The sequence below is a fragment of the Arthrobacter sp. CAN_C5 genome, from assembly GCF_017875735.1.
Lineage (GTDB): Bacteria > Actinomycetota > Actinomycetes > Actinomycetales > Micrococcaceae > Arthrobacter_D.
In genome coordinates this window covers 2,394,002-2,407,761 of sequence record NZ_JAGGMZ010000001.1, presented here as the reverse complement: position 1 = coordinate 2,407,761, position 13,760 = coordinate 2,394,002, and the positions used below count along the sequence as shown (strand labels likewise).

11 protein-coding genes and 1 riboswitch are annotated in these 13,760 nt (G+C 67.2%); of the genes, 8 read left to right on the top strand and 3 right to left on the bottom strand.

The genetic code is table 11. The features are described 5' to 3' along the window. Positions 1-30: 30 nt before the first annotated feature. Positions 31-2,331 (top strand): bifunctional (p)ppGpp synthetase/guanosine-3',5'-bis(diphosphate) 3'-pyrophosphohydrolase, encoded by a 2,301-nt coding sequence (locus H4V95_RS11345; protein ID WP_312884099.1) that lies wholly within the window; start codon positions 31-33, stop codon positions 2,329-2,331. Positions 2,332-2,359: 28 nt separating this feature from the next. Here H4V95_RS11345 and H4V95_RS11340 read toward each other — a convergent pair whose 3' ends face one another. Then, on the bottom strand, positions 2,360-3,001 hold the full coding sequence (locus H4V95_RS11340) for a hypothetical protein (RefSeq protein WP_209730604.1): 642 nt from the start codon (positions 2,999-3,001) through the stop codon (positions 2,360-2,362). A gap of 90 nt (positions 3,002-3,091) precedes the next feature. After that, on the bottom strand, positions 3,092-4,687 hold the full coding sequence (locus tag H4V95_RS11335; RefSeq protein WP_209730602.1) for a DUF349 domain-containing protein: 1,596 nt from the start codon (positions 4,685-4,687) through the stop codon (positions 3,092-3,094). A gap of 310 nt (positions 4,688-4,997) precedes the next feature. On the opposite strand from H4V95_RS11335, the gene hisS reads away from it, so the two are divergent. Next, positions 4,998-6,344 (top strand): histidine--tRNA ligase, encoded by a 1,347-nt coding sequence (gene hisS, locus H4V95_RS11330; protein WP_209730600.1) that lies wholly within the window; start codon positions 4,998-5,000, stop codon positions 6,342-6,344. A 30-nt stretch (positions 6,345-6,374) separates the two neighbouring features. On the opposite strand, the gene H4V95_RS11325 is transcribed toward hisS, so the two are convergent. Next, positions 6,375-7,619 (bottom strand): APC family permease, encoded by a 1,245-nt coding sequence (locus tag H4V95_RS11325; RefSeq protein WP_395939838.1) that lies wholly within the window; start codon positions 7,617-7,619, stop codon positions 6,375-6,377. Positions 7,620-7,740: 121 nt separating this feature from the next. On the opposite strand from H4V95_RS11325, the gene aspS reads away from it, so the two are divergent. From aspS to H4V95_RS11295, 6 genes are all read left to right on the top strand, one after another. Continuing rightward, on the top strand, positions 7,741-9,507 hold the full coding sequence (gene aspS / locus H4V95_RS11320; protein WP_209730596.1) for an aspartate--tRNA ligase: 1,767 nt from the start codon (positions 7,741-7,743) through the stop codon (positions 9,505-9,507). A 139-nt stretch (positions 9,508-9,646) separates the two neighbouring features. After that, positions 9,647-9,792, top strand: a riboswitch (FMN riboswitch). A gap of 101 nt (positions 9,793-9,893) precedes the next feature. Further along, on the top strand, positions 9,894-10,574 hold the full coding sequence (gene pnuC / locus H4V95_RS11315; RefSeq protein WP_196867425.1) for a nicotinamide riboside transporter PnuC: 681 nt from the start codon (positions 9,894-9,896) through the stop codon (positions 10,572-10,574). Positions 10,575-10,579: 5 nt separating this feature from the next. Beyond that, positions 10,580-11,719: a bifunctional diaminohydroxyphosphoribosylaminopyrimidine deaminase/5-amino-6-(5-phosphoribosylamino)uracil reductase RibD gene (ribD, locus tag H4V95_RS11310; RefSeq protein WP_312884013.1), complete on the top strand. Its 1,140-nt coding sequence runs from the start codon at positions 10,580-10,582 to the stop codon at positions 11,717-11,719. Next, positions 11,704-12,414: a riboflavin synthase gene (locus H4V95_RS11305; protein WP_209730594.1), complete on the top strand. Its 711-nt coding sequence runs from the start codon at positions 11,704-11,706 to the stop codon at positions 12,412-12,414. The genes ribD and H4V95_RS11305 overlap by 16 nt, the downstream gene beginning before the upstream one ends. Continuing rightward, positions 12,411-13,079, top strand: a complete 669-nt coding sequence (gene ribB, locus H4V95_RS11300; RefSeq protein WP_196867423.1) for a 3,4-dihydroxy-2-butanone-4-phosphate synthase — start codon at positions 12,411-12,413, stop codon at positions 13,077-13,079. The genes H4V95_RS11305 and ribB overlap by 4 nt, the downstream gene beginning before the upstream one ends. Continuing rightward, a complete protein-coding gene (locus tag H4V95_RS11295) occupies positions 13,076-13,756 on the top strand; it encodes a GTP cyclohydrolase II (RefSeq protein ID WP_209730592.1) in 681 nt (226 codons plus the stop codon). The genes ribB and H4V95_RS11295 overlap by 4 nt, the downstream gene beginning before the upstream one ends. The last annotated feature ends 4 nt before the right edge of the window (positions 13,757-13,760 follow it).

Below are 13,760 nucleotides of genomic sequence, written 5' to 3'. Positions count from 1 at the left end.
GCGCCCCCGGTCCGGACACCTGATGCGGCGATTGGCTCGTCAGGATCGGCGCCGTCGGCGACAAGCGCCGACCACAGCGGGCTCCCCGAGCGGAAGGCCAAGACCCGGTCCCGGCTGGCCCGGCTGACGGGTCGGGCATCCAGCGGGTACTCCCCGGTGCTCGAACCCCTGCTGCGCACGGTCAGGGCGAACAACCCTAAGGAAGACCTGGACCTGATCCAGCGTGCCTACCTCGTCGCCGAACACAGCCACGAGGGGCAGAAGCGTAAGAGCGGCGACCCCTACATCACCCACCCGGTTGCCGTCGCCACCATCCTGGCCGAGTTGGGCATGACCGGTACCACCCTCGCCGCCGCCCTGCTGCACGACACGGTCGAAGACACGGCGTGCACCCTGGACGACATCAAACGGGACTTCGGCGCCGAAGTGGCGATGCTCGTGGACGGGGTCACCAAGCTCGATAAAGTGTCGTTCGGCGACGCAGCCCAGGCGGAAACGGTCCGCAAGATGGTCGTCGCGATGGCCAAGGACATCCGGGTACTGGTGATCAAGCTCGCCGACCGGCTCCACAATGCCCGGACCTGGCGTTTCGTTTCACCGGAGTCCTCGGCCCGGAAGGCCCGCGAAACACTCGAGATCTTCGCGCCCCTGGCGCACCGGCTGGGCATGAACACCATCAAATGGGAGCTTGAGGACCTGTCCTTCGCGGCACTGCACCCGAAGGTCTACGAAGAAATCGTCAGGATGGTCGGCGACCGCACCCCCGAGCGGGAAAAGCACCTGGCCGTGGTGCGCAACCAGATTGGTGAGGACCTGAAGTCGGTCAAGATCAAGGCCACGATCACCGGTCGGCCCAAGCACTACTACTCGATCTACCAAAAGATGATTGTCCGCGGCAAGGACTTCGACGACATCCATGACCTGATGGGTATCCGGGTCCTCGTGGACAGCGTCAGGGATTGTTACGCCACCCTGGGCCAGCTGCACGCCCGCTGGAATCCGCTGCCCGGACGGTTCAAAGACTATATTGCGATGCCCAAGTTCAACATGTACCAGTCACTGCACACCACGGTGATTGGTCCGGCCGGGCGCCCGGTGGAGATCCAGATCCGCACCCACGATATGCACCGTCGCGCTGAGTACGGCGTCGCCGCCCACTGGAAGTACAAGGGTGGCGGGGCGAAGGGGGCAGACGGGCCCGACAATAGCGACATGGGGTGGCTGCGCAGCCTCGTTGACTGGCAGCAGGAGACGTCCGATCCGGACGAGTTCCTTGATTCGCTGCGGTTCGAGATCAACGCTGGCGAGGTATTCGTCTTCACGCCGAAGGGTGAGGTGATGGCGTTGCCCGCCGGGTCCACACCGGTCGATTTCGCGTACGCGGTGCACACGGAGGTGGGCCACCGGACCATTGGCGCGCGGGTCAACGGCAAACTTATTCCGCTCAACAGCGAGCTCAACCACGGCGATATGGTGGAAATTTTCACCTCCAAGGCCGAGGGGGCTGGGCCCAGCCAGGACTGGCAGGGATTCGTCAAGAGCCCCCGGGCACGCAACAAGATCAGGCAGTGGTTCACCAAGGAGCGCCGCGAGGAAGCCATCGAGAAGGGCAAGGAGCTGCTGACGCGCGCCATGCGGAAGCAGAACCTTCCGCTGCAGCGGATGATGACCCACGATGCGCTGATGGCTGTTGCCCAGGAGCTACGGCACGCTGACATCGCTGCCCTGTACGCCGCCGTCGGTGACGGCCATTCCTCGGCCCAGAATGTGATCGAGCGCCTCGTTGCCCTGATGGGAGGCAATGAAGGTGCCGAGGAGAGCATTGCGGAGACAGTGGTCGCCAGCAGCCCCCGGCGACCCAAGTTCTCCGACTCCGGGGTAACAGTGCGCGGCGTCGGTGACGTCTGGGTGAAGATTGCCCGCTGCTGCACTCCCGTCCCGCCGGACCCGATCATCGGCTTCGTCACCCGCGGCTCGGGGGTATCTGTTCACCGGAACGACTGCCGGAACGTCGAGGAGCTTCGTGATCAGCCGGACCGCATCGTCGAGGTCGAGTGGGCCCCCACCCAGTCCAGCGTGTTCCTGGTGGAGATCCAGGTTGAGGCACTGGACCGGAAGAGCCTCCTGTCCGACGTCACCCGCGTCCTCTCGGAGAACCATGTGAACATTCTCGCGGCGAGCGTCAACACGTCGACGGACCGGGTAGCGCTGTCGCGGTTTGCCTTCGAAATGGGCGACCCGAAGTACCTGACCCACATCCTCAACGCTGTCCGACGGATAGACGGCGTGTTTGACGTGTACCGGACCACCGGGGCGCAACGCCGCCTCTAAACCGGGCCGCCGCTAAACAACGCCGCCGCTAAACCGGGCGCGCAGCTTCGACTAGATGTAACGCTGCCTGCAGCCGGGCCAATGCCCGGTTCTTTCCGGGGACGCGGCGCGCCGCTTCGAGAGCCGTCACCACCAGCCGCAGGTCGCAGTTGAGTCCCGGCAGGGTGGCGAGCCGGACCAGCGTGGGGGCCGTCCAGGCGTCGTGCCCATGGACTGCGACATCCAGGGCGGTGCGGAGCGGGGCGGTCACTCCGACCCCGCCGATCAGGTGCACATCGCAGGGCCCCAGCGCCACCTGGTGCATGAGGGCGTCGCTGAAGGGCGGCAGCGCGGTGGTCCGGCGCCGGTGGTCTGTCACCAGGATGACCGTTGCAGGCAGGGCCGAGCAGCCGTAGACCCAGGCGGCGCTCTGGCGGGCCAGAACAACCTTGGACCGGAGCGATCCGGGGACACACAGCATCGCCGACTGCGCCCGGGACGCCGGATCGAGGTGATGGTCGGCGCGCGCATAGGACTGCCCACACACCCGGTGCACCAGTCCGTCAATGCGCATGGCCTGCAATTCCTCGCTACTGAAGATGTCGTCGGCGCGGAAGAGCACCCCACCGGTCGAGTTCACGGGCACTCCGGTCTCTGGTGCGGGTGCGGTGGCTAGCTGGGCGATGGCCATGGACCCAAGCATTCCGAACGGCCCGGCAATGCGAAAGCCCCGGCCCCCGGATGTGGATAACTCAGGGGTCGGGGCTCTCGTGGGGATTGTCTAGGAGAAGTCCTGCGCCGACTTGCGCAGCATCTCCATCCACTGCTCCCGGGCACCGAGTGCCTCCCTGGCTGCGGCGATACGCTTCGAGTCGCCCGCCTTTTCCGCCGCGTCCAGATCCTCCTGAAGTGCTGCGATGGTCGACTCAAGCTGGCTCAGGGCACTGTTGGTGCGGGCCTGGGTCTCAGGGTTGGTCCGCTCCCAGTGGGCGTCGTCGGCGGCCTTCACCGCGTCCTCGACTTCCCGGATGCCGGCTTCGATCCGGCCCATGTCTGCCCGCGGCACCTTGCCGGCTTCTTCCCAACGGTCCCGGATCGACTGCAGGGACTTTTTGGCTGCTCCGAGATTCTTGATCGGCAACAGCTGGCGTGCCTCAACGAGGAGCGCCTCCTTGACCACAAGGTTCGCGCCGTATTCTTCGTCAATCGCCTCGTTGGTTGCCTTCCGGGCGGTAAAAAATTTGTCCTGGGCGGCACGGAACCGTGCCCAGAGGGCGTCATCGTCCTTGCGGCTGGCCCGCTTGGAGGCCTTCCACTCGTCCATGAGCCTGCGGTACTCGCCGGCTGTGTGTCCCCAGTCGGTGGAGGTGGACAGCGCCTCCGCCTGCTGGATGAGTGACTCCTTGGCCTGCTTGGCCGAGGCGTTGTCGGTGTCCAGCTGGGAGAAGTAGGCGCGGCGGTGGCGGTCGAAGATGGTGCGCGCCGCGCGGAACCGCTTCCAGAGGCCGTCCTCGGTGCCGCGGCCCAACCGGATACCGTTCTTCTGCGCGGCCTTCCAGGTTTCGAACAGCTCGTTCATCCGGGTGCTGCTGGCTTTCCACTGCACGGTGGACGGATCGCGGCCGGCGATTTCCTCAGCCTCCGCGACGATCGCCTCGCGAGCGGCCAGTTCGGCGGCCTTCACCGCGTCCTGCTCGGCCTTCTCGGCGGCTTCCAGCCCGGTAATCAGGCCGGTCAGCGCATCCAGACGCGCTTCGAGGGCCAGCACGTCGCCGACAATTTTCTTCTCGGCTACCTGCTCCCGCAGGTGACCGGCGGTCTTCTGCATGTCGGACGACGGGGCCTTGGCATGGACCCGCTGCTCGAGCAATGCGATCTGGCTGGCGACGTCGTCGTACTTGCGGACGAAGTAGGCGAGAGCCTCGTCCTTCGAAGCATCAGGGTACTGGCCGACGGCGTGCTCCTCGCCGTTGACGATCAGGAACACGTGGCCGTCGTCCTCGACGCGGGCAAACTTGGCGGCCTCGCTCAGTGGAGTGCTGTGCGACGGGGGAGCGGTGACTGCTGCACCTGGTTTCCCGCCGGGCTTCGCCCCCGAGCGCTGTGCCATCGCAGCGGGGCTTGGTGTGGCACTGGGGTGGGGAACCGGCCGGGGAGCCGCGGTGGGGGCCGGCGCTGCTGTGGGCGCTGCCTCGGGTGAGGGTGCTTCCGCGGTTGGGGTCTCGGCAGCCGCTGCCTCGGGCGCTGCTTCCTCAGCCGCTACTTCCTCGGGCGCAGCAGCCTCGGGGGCCGCCTGCTCAGGAGCTGTAGTTGTTTCCTCGTCGCCTGACGTTTCGTCGGTACGGGGTGTTTCGTCGGATTGCTGACTGTGTGTCACCGCTAGAAGTCTTTCGCTCGTTGGTTTGCCTGCTACCTGGTGGCAATTAGTTCAGGGCTACTGAGTCTATCGTCACAGCACCTGCCGGCGGACCGTTCCCTGTCTTTCCTCCGGCGAGCTCATCTCCTGCGGAGCGGTGCAGCCCCAGAGGTTACTTTACGCATAAGGGTCTGACAGCGGAATCTGACGGTTGCCGGGCCGGATATCCGCTCCGATGGGACTGCGGCGTTTCGCGTGGCCTCGCCGCAACCCCTAAAGTGAGTGCCGCACCAGTCACCCGAAAGCGATGTACCGCAAGGAGCTCAGCCGCATGGCACGTAAGGCCTCACTGTCCGGTTTTCCCGAATGGCTGCCGGAGGAGCGCCTGGTCGAACTCCATGTGCTGGACACGCTGCGGAAGGCCTTTGAGCTGCACGGTTTCTCCAACATTGAAACCCGCGCCGTTGAGACCGTGTCCCATCTGCTCCGCAAGGGGGAGATCGACAAGGAGGTGTACGCCGTCTCCCGGCTCCAGGCCGACGACGACGGCGGCCGCGCCTCGAACGCCGATGACGGCCTCGCCCTGCACTACGACCTGACCGTGCCCTTCGCGCGCTACGTGGTGGAGAACTCGGGCCACCTGGCGTTCCCGTTCCGCCGCTACCAGATCCAGAAGTGCTGGCGGGGCGAGCGGCCCCAGGACGGGCGGTTCCGTGAATTCACCCAGGCCGACATCGACGTCGTCGGCGACGGCGTCCTCCCGTTCCGGTACGACGTCGAGCTCGCCCTGGTGGTGGTTGACGCCCTTTCGGCGCTGCCGATTCCCGACTTCACCGTGCGCGTGAACAACCGGAAGCTGGCCGAAGGTTTCTACCGGGGCATCGGCCTCGACGACACCGCCGGTGTGCTGCGCAGCATCGACAAGCTGGAGAAGATCGGCGCGGAGAAGGTCACCGCACTGCTGCAGACCGAACTCGGCGCCACCGCCGACCAGGCGGTTCTCGCGCTTCGTCTCGCCTCGATCAGGACCGCCGATGTCTCCTTCGTCGAACAGGTGCGCGCGCTGGGCGTTACGCACCCGCTGCTCGAGGAGGGCCTGAGCGAGCTGGAGCAGGTCATCGCCGAGGCGTCCCGGCGGGCACCGGGCCGGGTGGTCGCCGACCTCAGCATCGCCCGCGGTCTGGACTACTACACCGGAACCGTCTATGAAACCGTCCTTAACGGGCACGAATCCTTGGGATCCATCTGCTCAGGCGGCCGCTACGACAGCCTGGCCAGCAAGGGCAACAGGACGTTTCCCGGCGTCGGCCTCTCGATCGGCGTCACGCGGCTGGTGTCCCGGATTCTCAGCCAGGACTTCACCTCTGTCTCCCGGCAGGTCCCCACCGCCGTGCTGATTTCGTTGACGGACGACAGCTCGTGGTCCGCCGCGCAGGACATCGCCGCCTCCCTGCGGGGACGCGGCATCTCGGCCGAGGTGGCGGCCTCCGCCGAAAAATTCGGCAAGCAGATCAAGTTCGCTGACCGGCGGGGGATCCCGTTCGTCTGGTTCACTGCCGCGGACGGCACCCACGAGGTCAAGGACATCCGCACCGGCGCGCAGGAACCAGCCGACCCGGACACCTGGTCCCCGCCAGCGGACGACCTGCTGCCGACCGTGGTCCGCGCCGACGGCTAGGCGGGCGCGTCCGAGGGCCACCCCGGCACGCTAGGCTCGCCGTCGTCGCACCCCGACGACGACAGCGCGGCCCAGCACCCCCGCCGCCAGCACGGTCACCATCGTGACGACCGACGTCACGGGCAGGGTGAGCGCCAACAGCACGCACCCGCAAAAGCCCACCACGTTCAGCGCCCGTGGGGAATGCCACGGCCGCTCAGTGAGGGTGAACGCCGAGAGGTTCGCGATCGCGTAATAGATCAGTACCCCGAAGCTCGAGAAGCCGACCACCGTCAGCACATCGGTGGTCAGGAGCAGGACGATGACGACGACGGCGGTCGCCACGTCGGCGGCATACGGGACGCCGAAGCGCTCCCAGATCCCGGCCAGCGCGCGGGGGAGGTCGCCTTCCCGAGCCATGGCCAGGGTGGTCCTGCCGACACCGGCGATCAGGGCCAGCAGGGCGCCCAGGCTGGCGAGGGCAGCTGCCACCGTGACCGCCGTCGCCGGGATGCCCGAGGTGGAGGCAGCGAACACCTCCCGGAGGGGTGCAGGGGAGGTAGCGAGCGTCGTCGGGCCCAGCGCCCCCAGCAGTGCGACGGACAACAGCAGGTACAACACCAGGGTGAACCCGAGGGACCCGAAGATCGCCGCCGGGATGTTGCGGCGCGGGTCGCGGACCTCCTCACCCATGGTGGCGATCCGTGCGTACCCGGCGAAGGCGAAGAACAGCAGCCCGGCGGCCTGGAGGACGCCGAGCCAGGTGGTGGGCAGCGCCACGGCGTCGGAGGGCGCTGGTGCGGCGAAAGCTGCGACCACCACGAACGCCAGCACCGGGACCACCAGGGACACGATGATCCGCGTCATCAGGGCCGTGCGGGTGACCCCCAGCAGGTTCACCACGGTCAGGCCCACCACCGCCGCGACGGCCGCAGCCGTTTCGAACCCGGGCGCCGCGTAGAGCCCAAACGTCAGGGCCATCGCCGCGCAGGAAGCGATCTTGCCGGTCACGAAGCTCCAGCCCGCCACAAATCCGGGCCACGGGCCGAGCTGGCGGCGCCCATAGACGTAGGTGCCGCCGCTGTGTGGGTGGACCGCGGCCAGCTGTGCCGACGCGGCCGCATTGCAGTAGGCGACGAGACCGGCGATCGCGACAGCCACGGGCAGCCAGTTGCCCGCCGACGCGGCCGCGGGCGCGAACACCACAAACACGCCGGCACCGATCATCGACCCGATCCCCACGGTGGTGGCGTCGAAGCCGCCCAACTGCCGCCGAAGCCCTGGCGGATTACTCATGGCCATGTGGTTCCCCTGCCGTGGCGGGTGGGTCCCGGTATCACCGGTAAACTCGGACGAGACGATCTTTTCATATGCGGGTAGCGAATGATGCCCCATGCCCCCACCCGGAAGGAATGCTGTGCTGCGCACACATGACCTCGGTTCACTGCGGACCGAGCACATTGGACACACCGTCACCCTGGCAGGCTGGGTAGCCCGCCGCCGAGATCACGGCGGGGTCGCATTCCTTGACCTGCGCGACGCCTCGGGGTTCGCCCAGGTGGTGGTCCGGGAAGAGGAAGTGTTCCACGGACTGCGCAACGAGTACGTCCTGCAGATCACCGGCACCGTCGAGAAGCGCCCCGAGGGTAACGAGAACCCGGCCCTGGCGACCGGCGGCATCGAAGTGATCGCCGAGACGGTCACGATCCTGAACACCTCCGACCCGCTGCCCTTCCAGATCGACGAGCACGTGGAGGTAGGCGAGGAAGCCCGCCTGAAGCACCGCTACCTCGACCTGCGCCGGCCCGCGCCGAACGCCAACCTCCGCCTGCGCTCCGAGGCGAACCGGGTGGCCCGCGAACTGCTGCACCAGGACGGGTACGTCGAAATCGAGACCCCCACCCTCACCCGTTCCACGCCTGAGGGCGCCCGCGACTTCGTCGTCCCCGCCCGCCTGTCACCCGGGTCCTGGTACGCACTGCCGCAGTCCCCGCAGTTGTTCAAGCAGCTGCTCCAGGTGGGCGGCTTCGAAAAGTATTACCAGATTGCCCGCTGCTACCGCGATGAGGACTTCCGCGCGGACCGCCAGCCAGAGTTCACCCAGCTCGACATTGAAGCCAGCTTCGTGGAGCAGGACGACGTCCTGGCCCTGGGCGAGAACCTGGTCAAGGCACTCTGGCAGCTGATCGACGTCGAAATCCCCACCCCGATCCAGCGGATGACCTACGCCGACGCGATGGCCCGGTTCGGCTCCGACAAGCCCGACCTGCGTTTCGGGCTTGAGCTGACCGAGCTGACCGAGTTCTTCAAGGACACCGAGTTCGGTGTCTTCAAGGCACCCTACGTCGGCGCCGTCGTCATGCCCGGTGGGGCTTCCCAGCCCCGCCGTCAGCTTGACGCCTGGCAGGAATGGGCCAAGCAGCGCGGTGCCAAGGGCCTCGCGTACGTCCTGGTCGACGACGACGGCAGCCTTCGCGGTCCCGTCGCGAAAAACCTCACCGACGTCGAGCGCGAGGGCCTGCCCTCCGCGGTCGGCGCTAACCCAGGCGACTGCATCTTCTTCGCGGCCGGGGAAAAGACCCCGTCCCGCGCTCTGCTCGGCGCGGCACGCGTTGAGATCGGCCACCGCACCGGCCTGATCGACCCGAACGCCTGGGCCTTCGTCTGGGTGGTCGACGCACCCATGTTCGAACCGGCATCGGCAGCTGTCGCAGCGGGCGACGTCGCCGTCGGTGGGGGAGCCTGGACAGCAGTGCACCACGCCTTCACCTCGCCAAAACCCGAATACCTGGACACCTTCGACAAGGATCCCGAGACCGCTCTGGCCTACGCGTACGACATTGTCTGCAACGGCAACGAAATCGGTGGCGGCTCGATCCGTATCCACCAGCGTGACGTGCAGGAACGGGTCTTTTCGGTGATGGGTATCAGCCAGGAAGACGCACAGGAGAAGTTTGGCTTCCTGCTCGAAGGCTTCAAGTACGGCGCGCCCCCTCACGGCGGCATCGCGTTCGGCTGGGACCGGGTCGTCGCACTGATGGCCGGTACCGAGTCCATCCGAGACGTCATCGCCTTCCCGAAGTCCGGTGGCGGGTTCGATCCGCTGACCGCCGCCCCTGCCCCGATCACCGCGCAGCAGCGCAAGGAAGCCGGAGTGGACTTCAAACCGGAGAAGAAGAACTAGCCCTTCCCCGTTCACCTAAGGGGCTGCTCCCCTCAGAACCTCGGGCGTGTCTATCGACGTATCGGCGTGAGGCGTTACGGGGTGGATTGTGACGGGAATGGACACACGTCCAATCCGGTTATGAAATACTGATACACACAAACGTGCTCCGGGGTCGGTGTAATTCCGAACCGGCGGTGATAGTCCGCGACCCGTCCGCTGCCAGTGCTACCGCGCTGGCGTGGCCGGTTGAGCCGGTGAAATTCCGGCACCGACAGTTAAAGTCTGGATGGGAGAAGCATGTGCAGCCTTGGCTGTGCTGGTTTGCTGGCGCCTTCGCGCGCCGTCACCGGCACCGGCCGTTCCTGTCGTACCCCGGAGCGCACCGCTCGAGACAAGGGGACGACATGGATTTTCTGAGGTGGCTATTCGACGCTCAGATCCCTGTTGCCGGCAGCGCGCTATTGCTTCGCGAGGTGATCGGCAACGTCTTCGGGCTGCTCAGCGCACTCGGCGGGATGCGACGGAAACTGTGGGCCTGGCCGGTCGGCATCGTCGGAAACCTGCTGCTCCTCACCGTCTTCCTCGGCTCCTTCTTCGGCGGGGCCGACGCCGCCAACCTCCTGGGGCAGGCCGGCCGCCAGATCATGTTCATTGCCGTCGCCGTGTACGGGTGGCGTCAGTGGCGGGCCAGCACCCAGCCCGACGGCCACGCGATCACACCGCGGTGGGCTCCCACCCGGGCACGGATCGGTCTGGTCGCCGGCATGATTCTCGGCACCGTTGCGATCACACCCCTCTTCCGGCTGCTTGGCTCCTACGAACCGGTGTGGGCCGATGCCTGGACCTTCGTAGGATCACTGCTCGCCACCATCGGCATGGCCAAGGGGTGGGTCGAGTTCTGGCTTATCTGGGTCGCCGTCGACGTCGTCGGGGTGCCCCTGCTCTTCAGCGCCGGCTACTACGCCACCGCCTTCATGTACCTGTTCTACGGAATCTTCACCCTGATCGGCTTTTTCGTCTGGATGCGCGCCCGGGAGAGCAAACCCCGTGTCGATATCCTGCTACCTGATCCCACGCTGAGGTGACCGCCGTGACGCACACCGATCCGGCAGCGGTGCCAGACGCTGAGACGACCGCCATGTTGCGCGCCCTCGACCTCGCGGGCCGCGGGGTACGCGGCGCCAACCCCCTGGTGGGGGCCGTCATCCTCGACGAACAACAGCGGGTCATCGGAGCGGGCTACCACCAGGGTGCCGGCACGCCCCACGCCGAAATTGCCGCCCTTGCCGACGCCCGGACGCAGCGTGCGGACCTCTCTGGATGCACCCTCGTCTGCACCCTCGAGCCCTGCAGCCACGCGGGCCGTACCGGACCCTGCACCGAGGCCATCGTGGCCGCTGGAATTACCCGTGTGGTCTTCTCCGCCCACGACGACCACGGCCCGGCAGCAGGCGGCGCGGGCTGGCTTCGCACCCACGGCGTCGACACCGTGGGCGGGCTGCTCGCAGCTGAGGCACAGCTCCTGAACCACCGGTGGCGGGCTGCCACCAGTTCACGCCGGCCCTTCATCACGCTCAAGACCGCCCAGACCCTCGACGGCCGTGTCGCAGCCGCTGACGGCGCGAGCCAGTGGATTACCGGTCCCGAGTCGCGCAGCGACGGGCACTCGATCCGGCGCCGTGCCGATGCTGTGCTCGTTGGTACCGGCACTGTGCTTGCCGATGACCCCCGGCTGTCTGCCCGGCACGCCGACGGCTCCACTGCCGTCCGGCAGCCCCTGCGCGTGGCGATGGGTCTGCGTGCCGTCCCCGACGACGCCGCCATCCGCACCGGAAACTTTGTCCACCTCGCCACCCGCGATCCGTTGGAAGCGGTGAAACACCTCTACGACGACGGCGTCGGCCACCTCATGATCGAGGGCGGTCCCACCATCGCCTCCGCCTTCCTCGCCGCCGGGTTGGTGGACGAACTGTTCATCTACCAGGCACCACTGCTTCTCGGCGCCGGCACCCCGGCCATCCACTCGCTCGGGATCGGCTCCCTGCAGGACGCCAGCAGATGGGTGCTGGACCCGCGCGGTGGTGCGGCACTCAGCCAGTGCGGCAGCGACGTCCGCCTCCACCTCAGCCCGGTCGTGGCCGCTGACGGGCGCACCGACCCGGCTTCCACCCAGTCTTCTCACCGAACGATCACCAGCAGCAAAGGACCCAGCACATGTTCACAGGAATAGTCGCTGAAAAGGGCAGTGTTGTCTCACTCGAGGTCGCGGCAGACCAGACCAGCGCCGTCCTCGTCTTCGACGCGCCCACCACCGGACAGGACCTGGGCTTCGGCGGGTCGATCGCCGTCAACGGCGTCTGTCTCACGGCGACCAGCGTCGACGAGGGCAGGATCATGGTGGACGTGATGGGGGAGACCCTGCTCCGGACCACCACCGGGTTACTCGCTCCCGGCAGCGCCGTGAACCTGGAACGGTGCGTCCCGGCAACCGGGCGACTGGACGGACACGTGGTCCAGGGCCATGTCGACGGCATCGGTACCCTGCTGGAGCGCGAAAACCAAGGCGCCTGGCACCGGCTGCGGTTCGGCCTGCCGACCCGGCTGGCCCGGTACGCCGCCGAGAAGGGATCCATCACCGTCGACGGCGTCTCCCTCACCGTCAGCGCCGTCAGCGCTGCCGCCGCCCCGGACCCCTGGTTCGAGGTGGGCCTGATCCCCACCACCCTGCAGGAAACCAACCTCGGTGTGAAGCGGGCAGGTGACTCGGTGAACCTGGAAATGGACGTGCTGGCCAAATACGCGGAGCGGCTCATGAGTTTCATGCTGCCCGCCTGGCAGTCACCGAACACCCAGTCATTGCCCATCCAGAAGCCGGCGGTCAGCAAGCCCACGGTTCCACCAGCGATTGTCGAGCCCCAGTCATGACCACCCACCACACCGAACCGGCAACCCAGCCCGTCCGGCTCGACGCTGTCCCCGCAGCGGTGGCGGCGATGGCCGCTGGCCGGGCCGTCGTCGTCGTCGATGACGAGCGCCGCGAAAACGAAGGTGACATCATCTTCGCTGCCCAATGGGCCACCGAACAGTTGGTCGGGTGGACCGTCCGCTACACCTCGGGAGTACTGTGCGTCCCCATCTCCGGGGAGGTCGCTGACCGGTTGCTGCTGCCGCCGATGACCGCCGTCAACGAGGACGCCAAGGGAACGGCGTACACGGTGTCCTGCGACGCGGCGGTGGGCGTCTCCACCGGCATCAGCGCCGCCGACCGGGCCCGCACTGCGCGCCTGCTCGCCGATCCGACGACGACGGCGGCCGACCTCACCCGGCCGGGGCACCTGTTCCCGTTGCGCGGGGCCCCCGGCGGGGTGAGTGAACGCCCCGGGCACACCGAGGCGGGCCTGCAGCTGTGCGCCCTTGCCGGTCTGGAACCCGCGGCGGTCATCGCCGAAGTGGTCCACGATGAGGGTCACATGATGCGGTTGCCCGCGCTCCGCGACTTCGCCGACGCGCACGGTCTGCCGCTGATCTCCATCAAGGACCTGCTCGGCTACACGGCGTCCGCACCCGCTGCAGAGAAGGACTCGCGATGACTACTTCCGACGTGACCGCTTCCACCGTGAGCGCTTCGAACGTGACCGGAGGGCCGGTGGTGACCCTCCCGACCGCTTTCGGACGGTTCACCACCCAGGCCTGGACGGACGAGGTGACAGGGGTGGAACATCTGAGCCTCTCCGCGGCCGGGAGGGGGCAAGAGAACGGGAACGGGCACTCGGGCGGTCCCGCGCCCCTGGTCCGGCTGCACTCCGAGTGCCTGACCGGCGACGTCTTTTCCTCCTTCCGCTGCGACTGCGGCGAGCAGCTGGAACAGGCACTGCAGCTTGTCGCCGACCAGGGCGGCACCGTGCTGTACCTGCGCGGACAGGAGGGCAGGGGGATCGGCCTCGCCAACAAGATCCGCGCCTACGCGTTACAGGACACCGGCGCGGATACCGTCGAAGCCAACGAGCAGCTCGGCCTACCCGTGGACTCGCGGGACTACCAGGCGGCCGCAGCGATCCTGCACCAGCTGGGGTTGCAGTCCATCCGGCTCCTCAGCAACAACCCGGAGAAGCGGGACAATCTCCGGGTTCACGGCATCGAGGTGACCGCAATGGTGCCCTCCGAGGTGCCGGCGCGGGCCGAGAACCAGCGGTACCTCCAGACGAAACGCGACCGGTTGAACCACCGTCTGCCCCTCCTCGAGGACCACAGGCTCCAGCAAAGCTGATCTG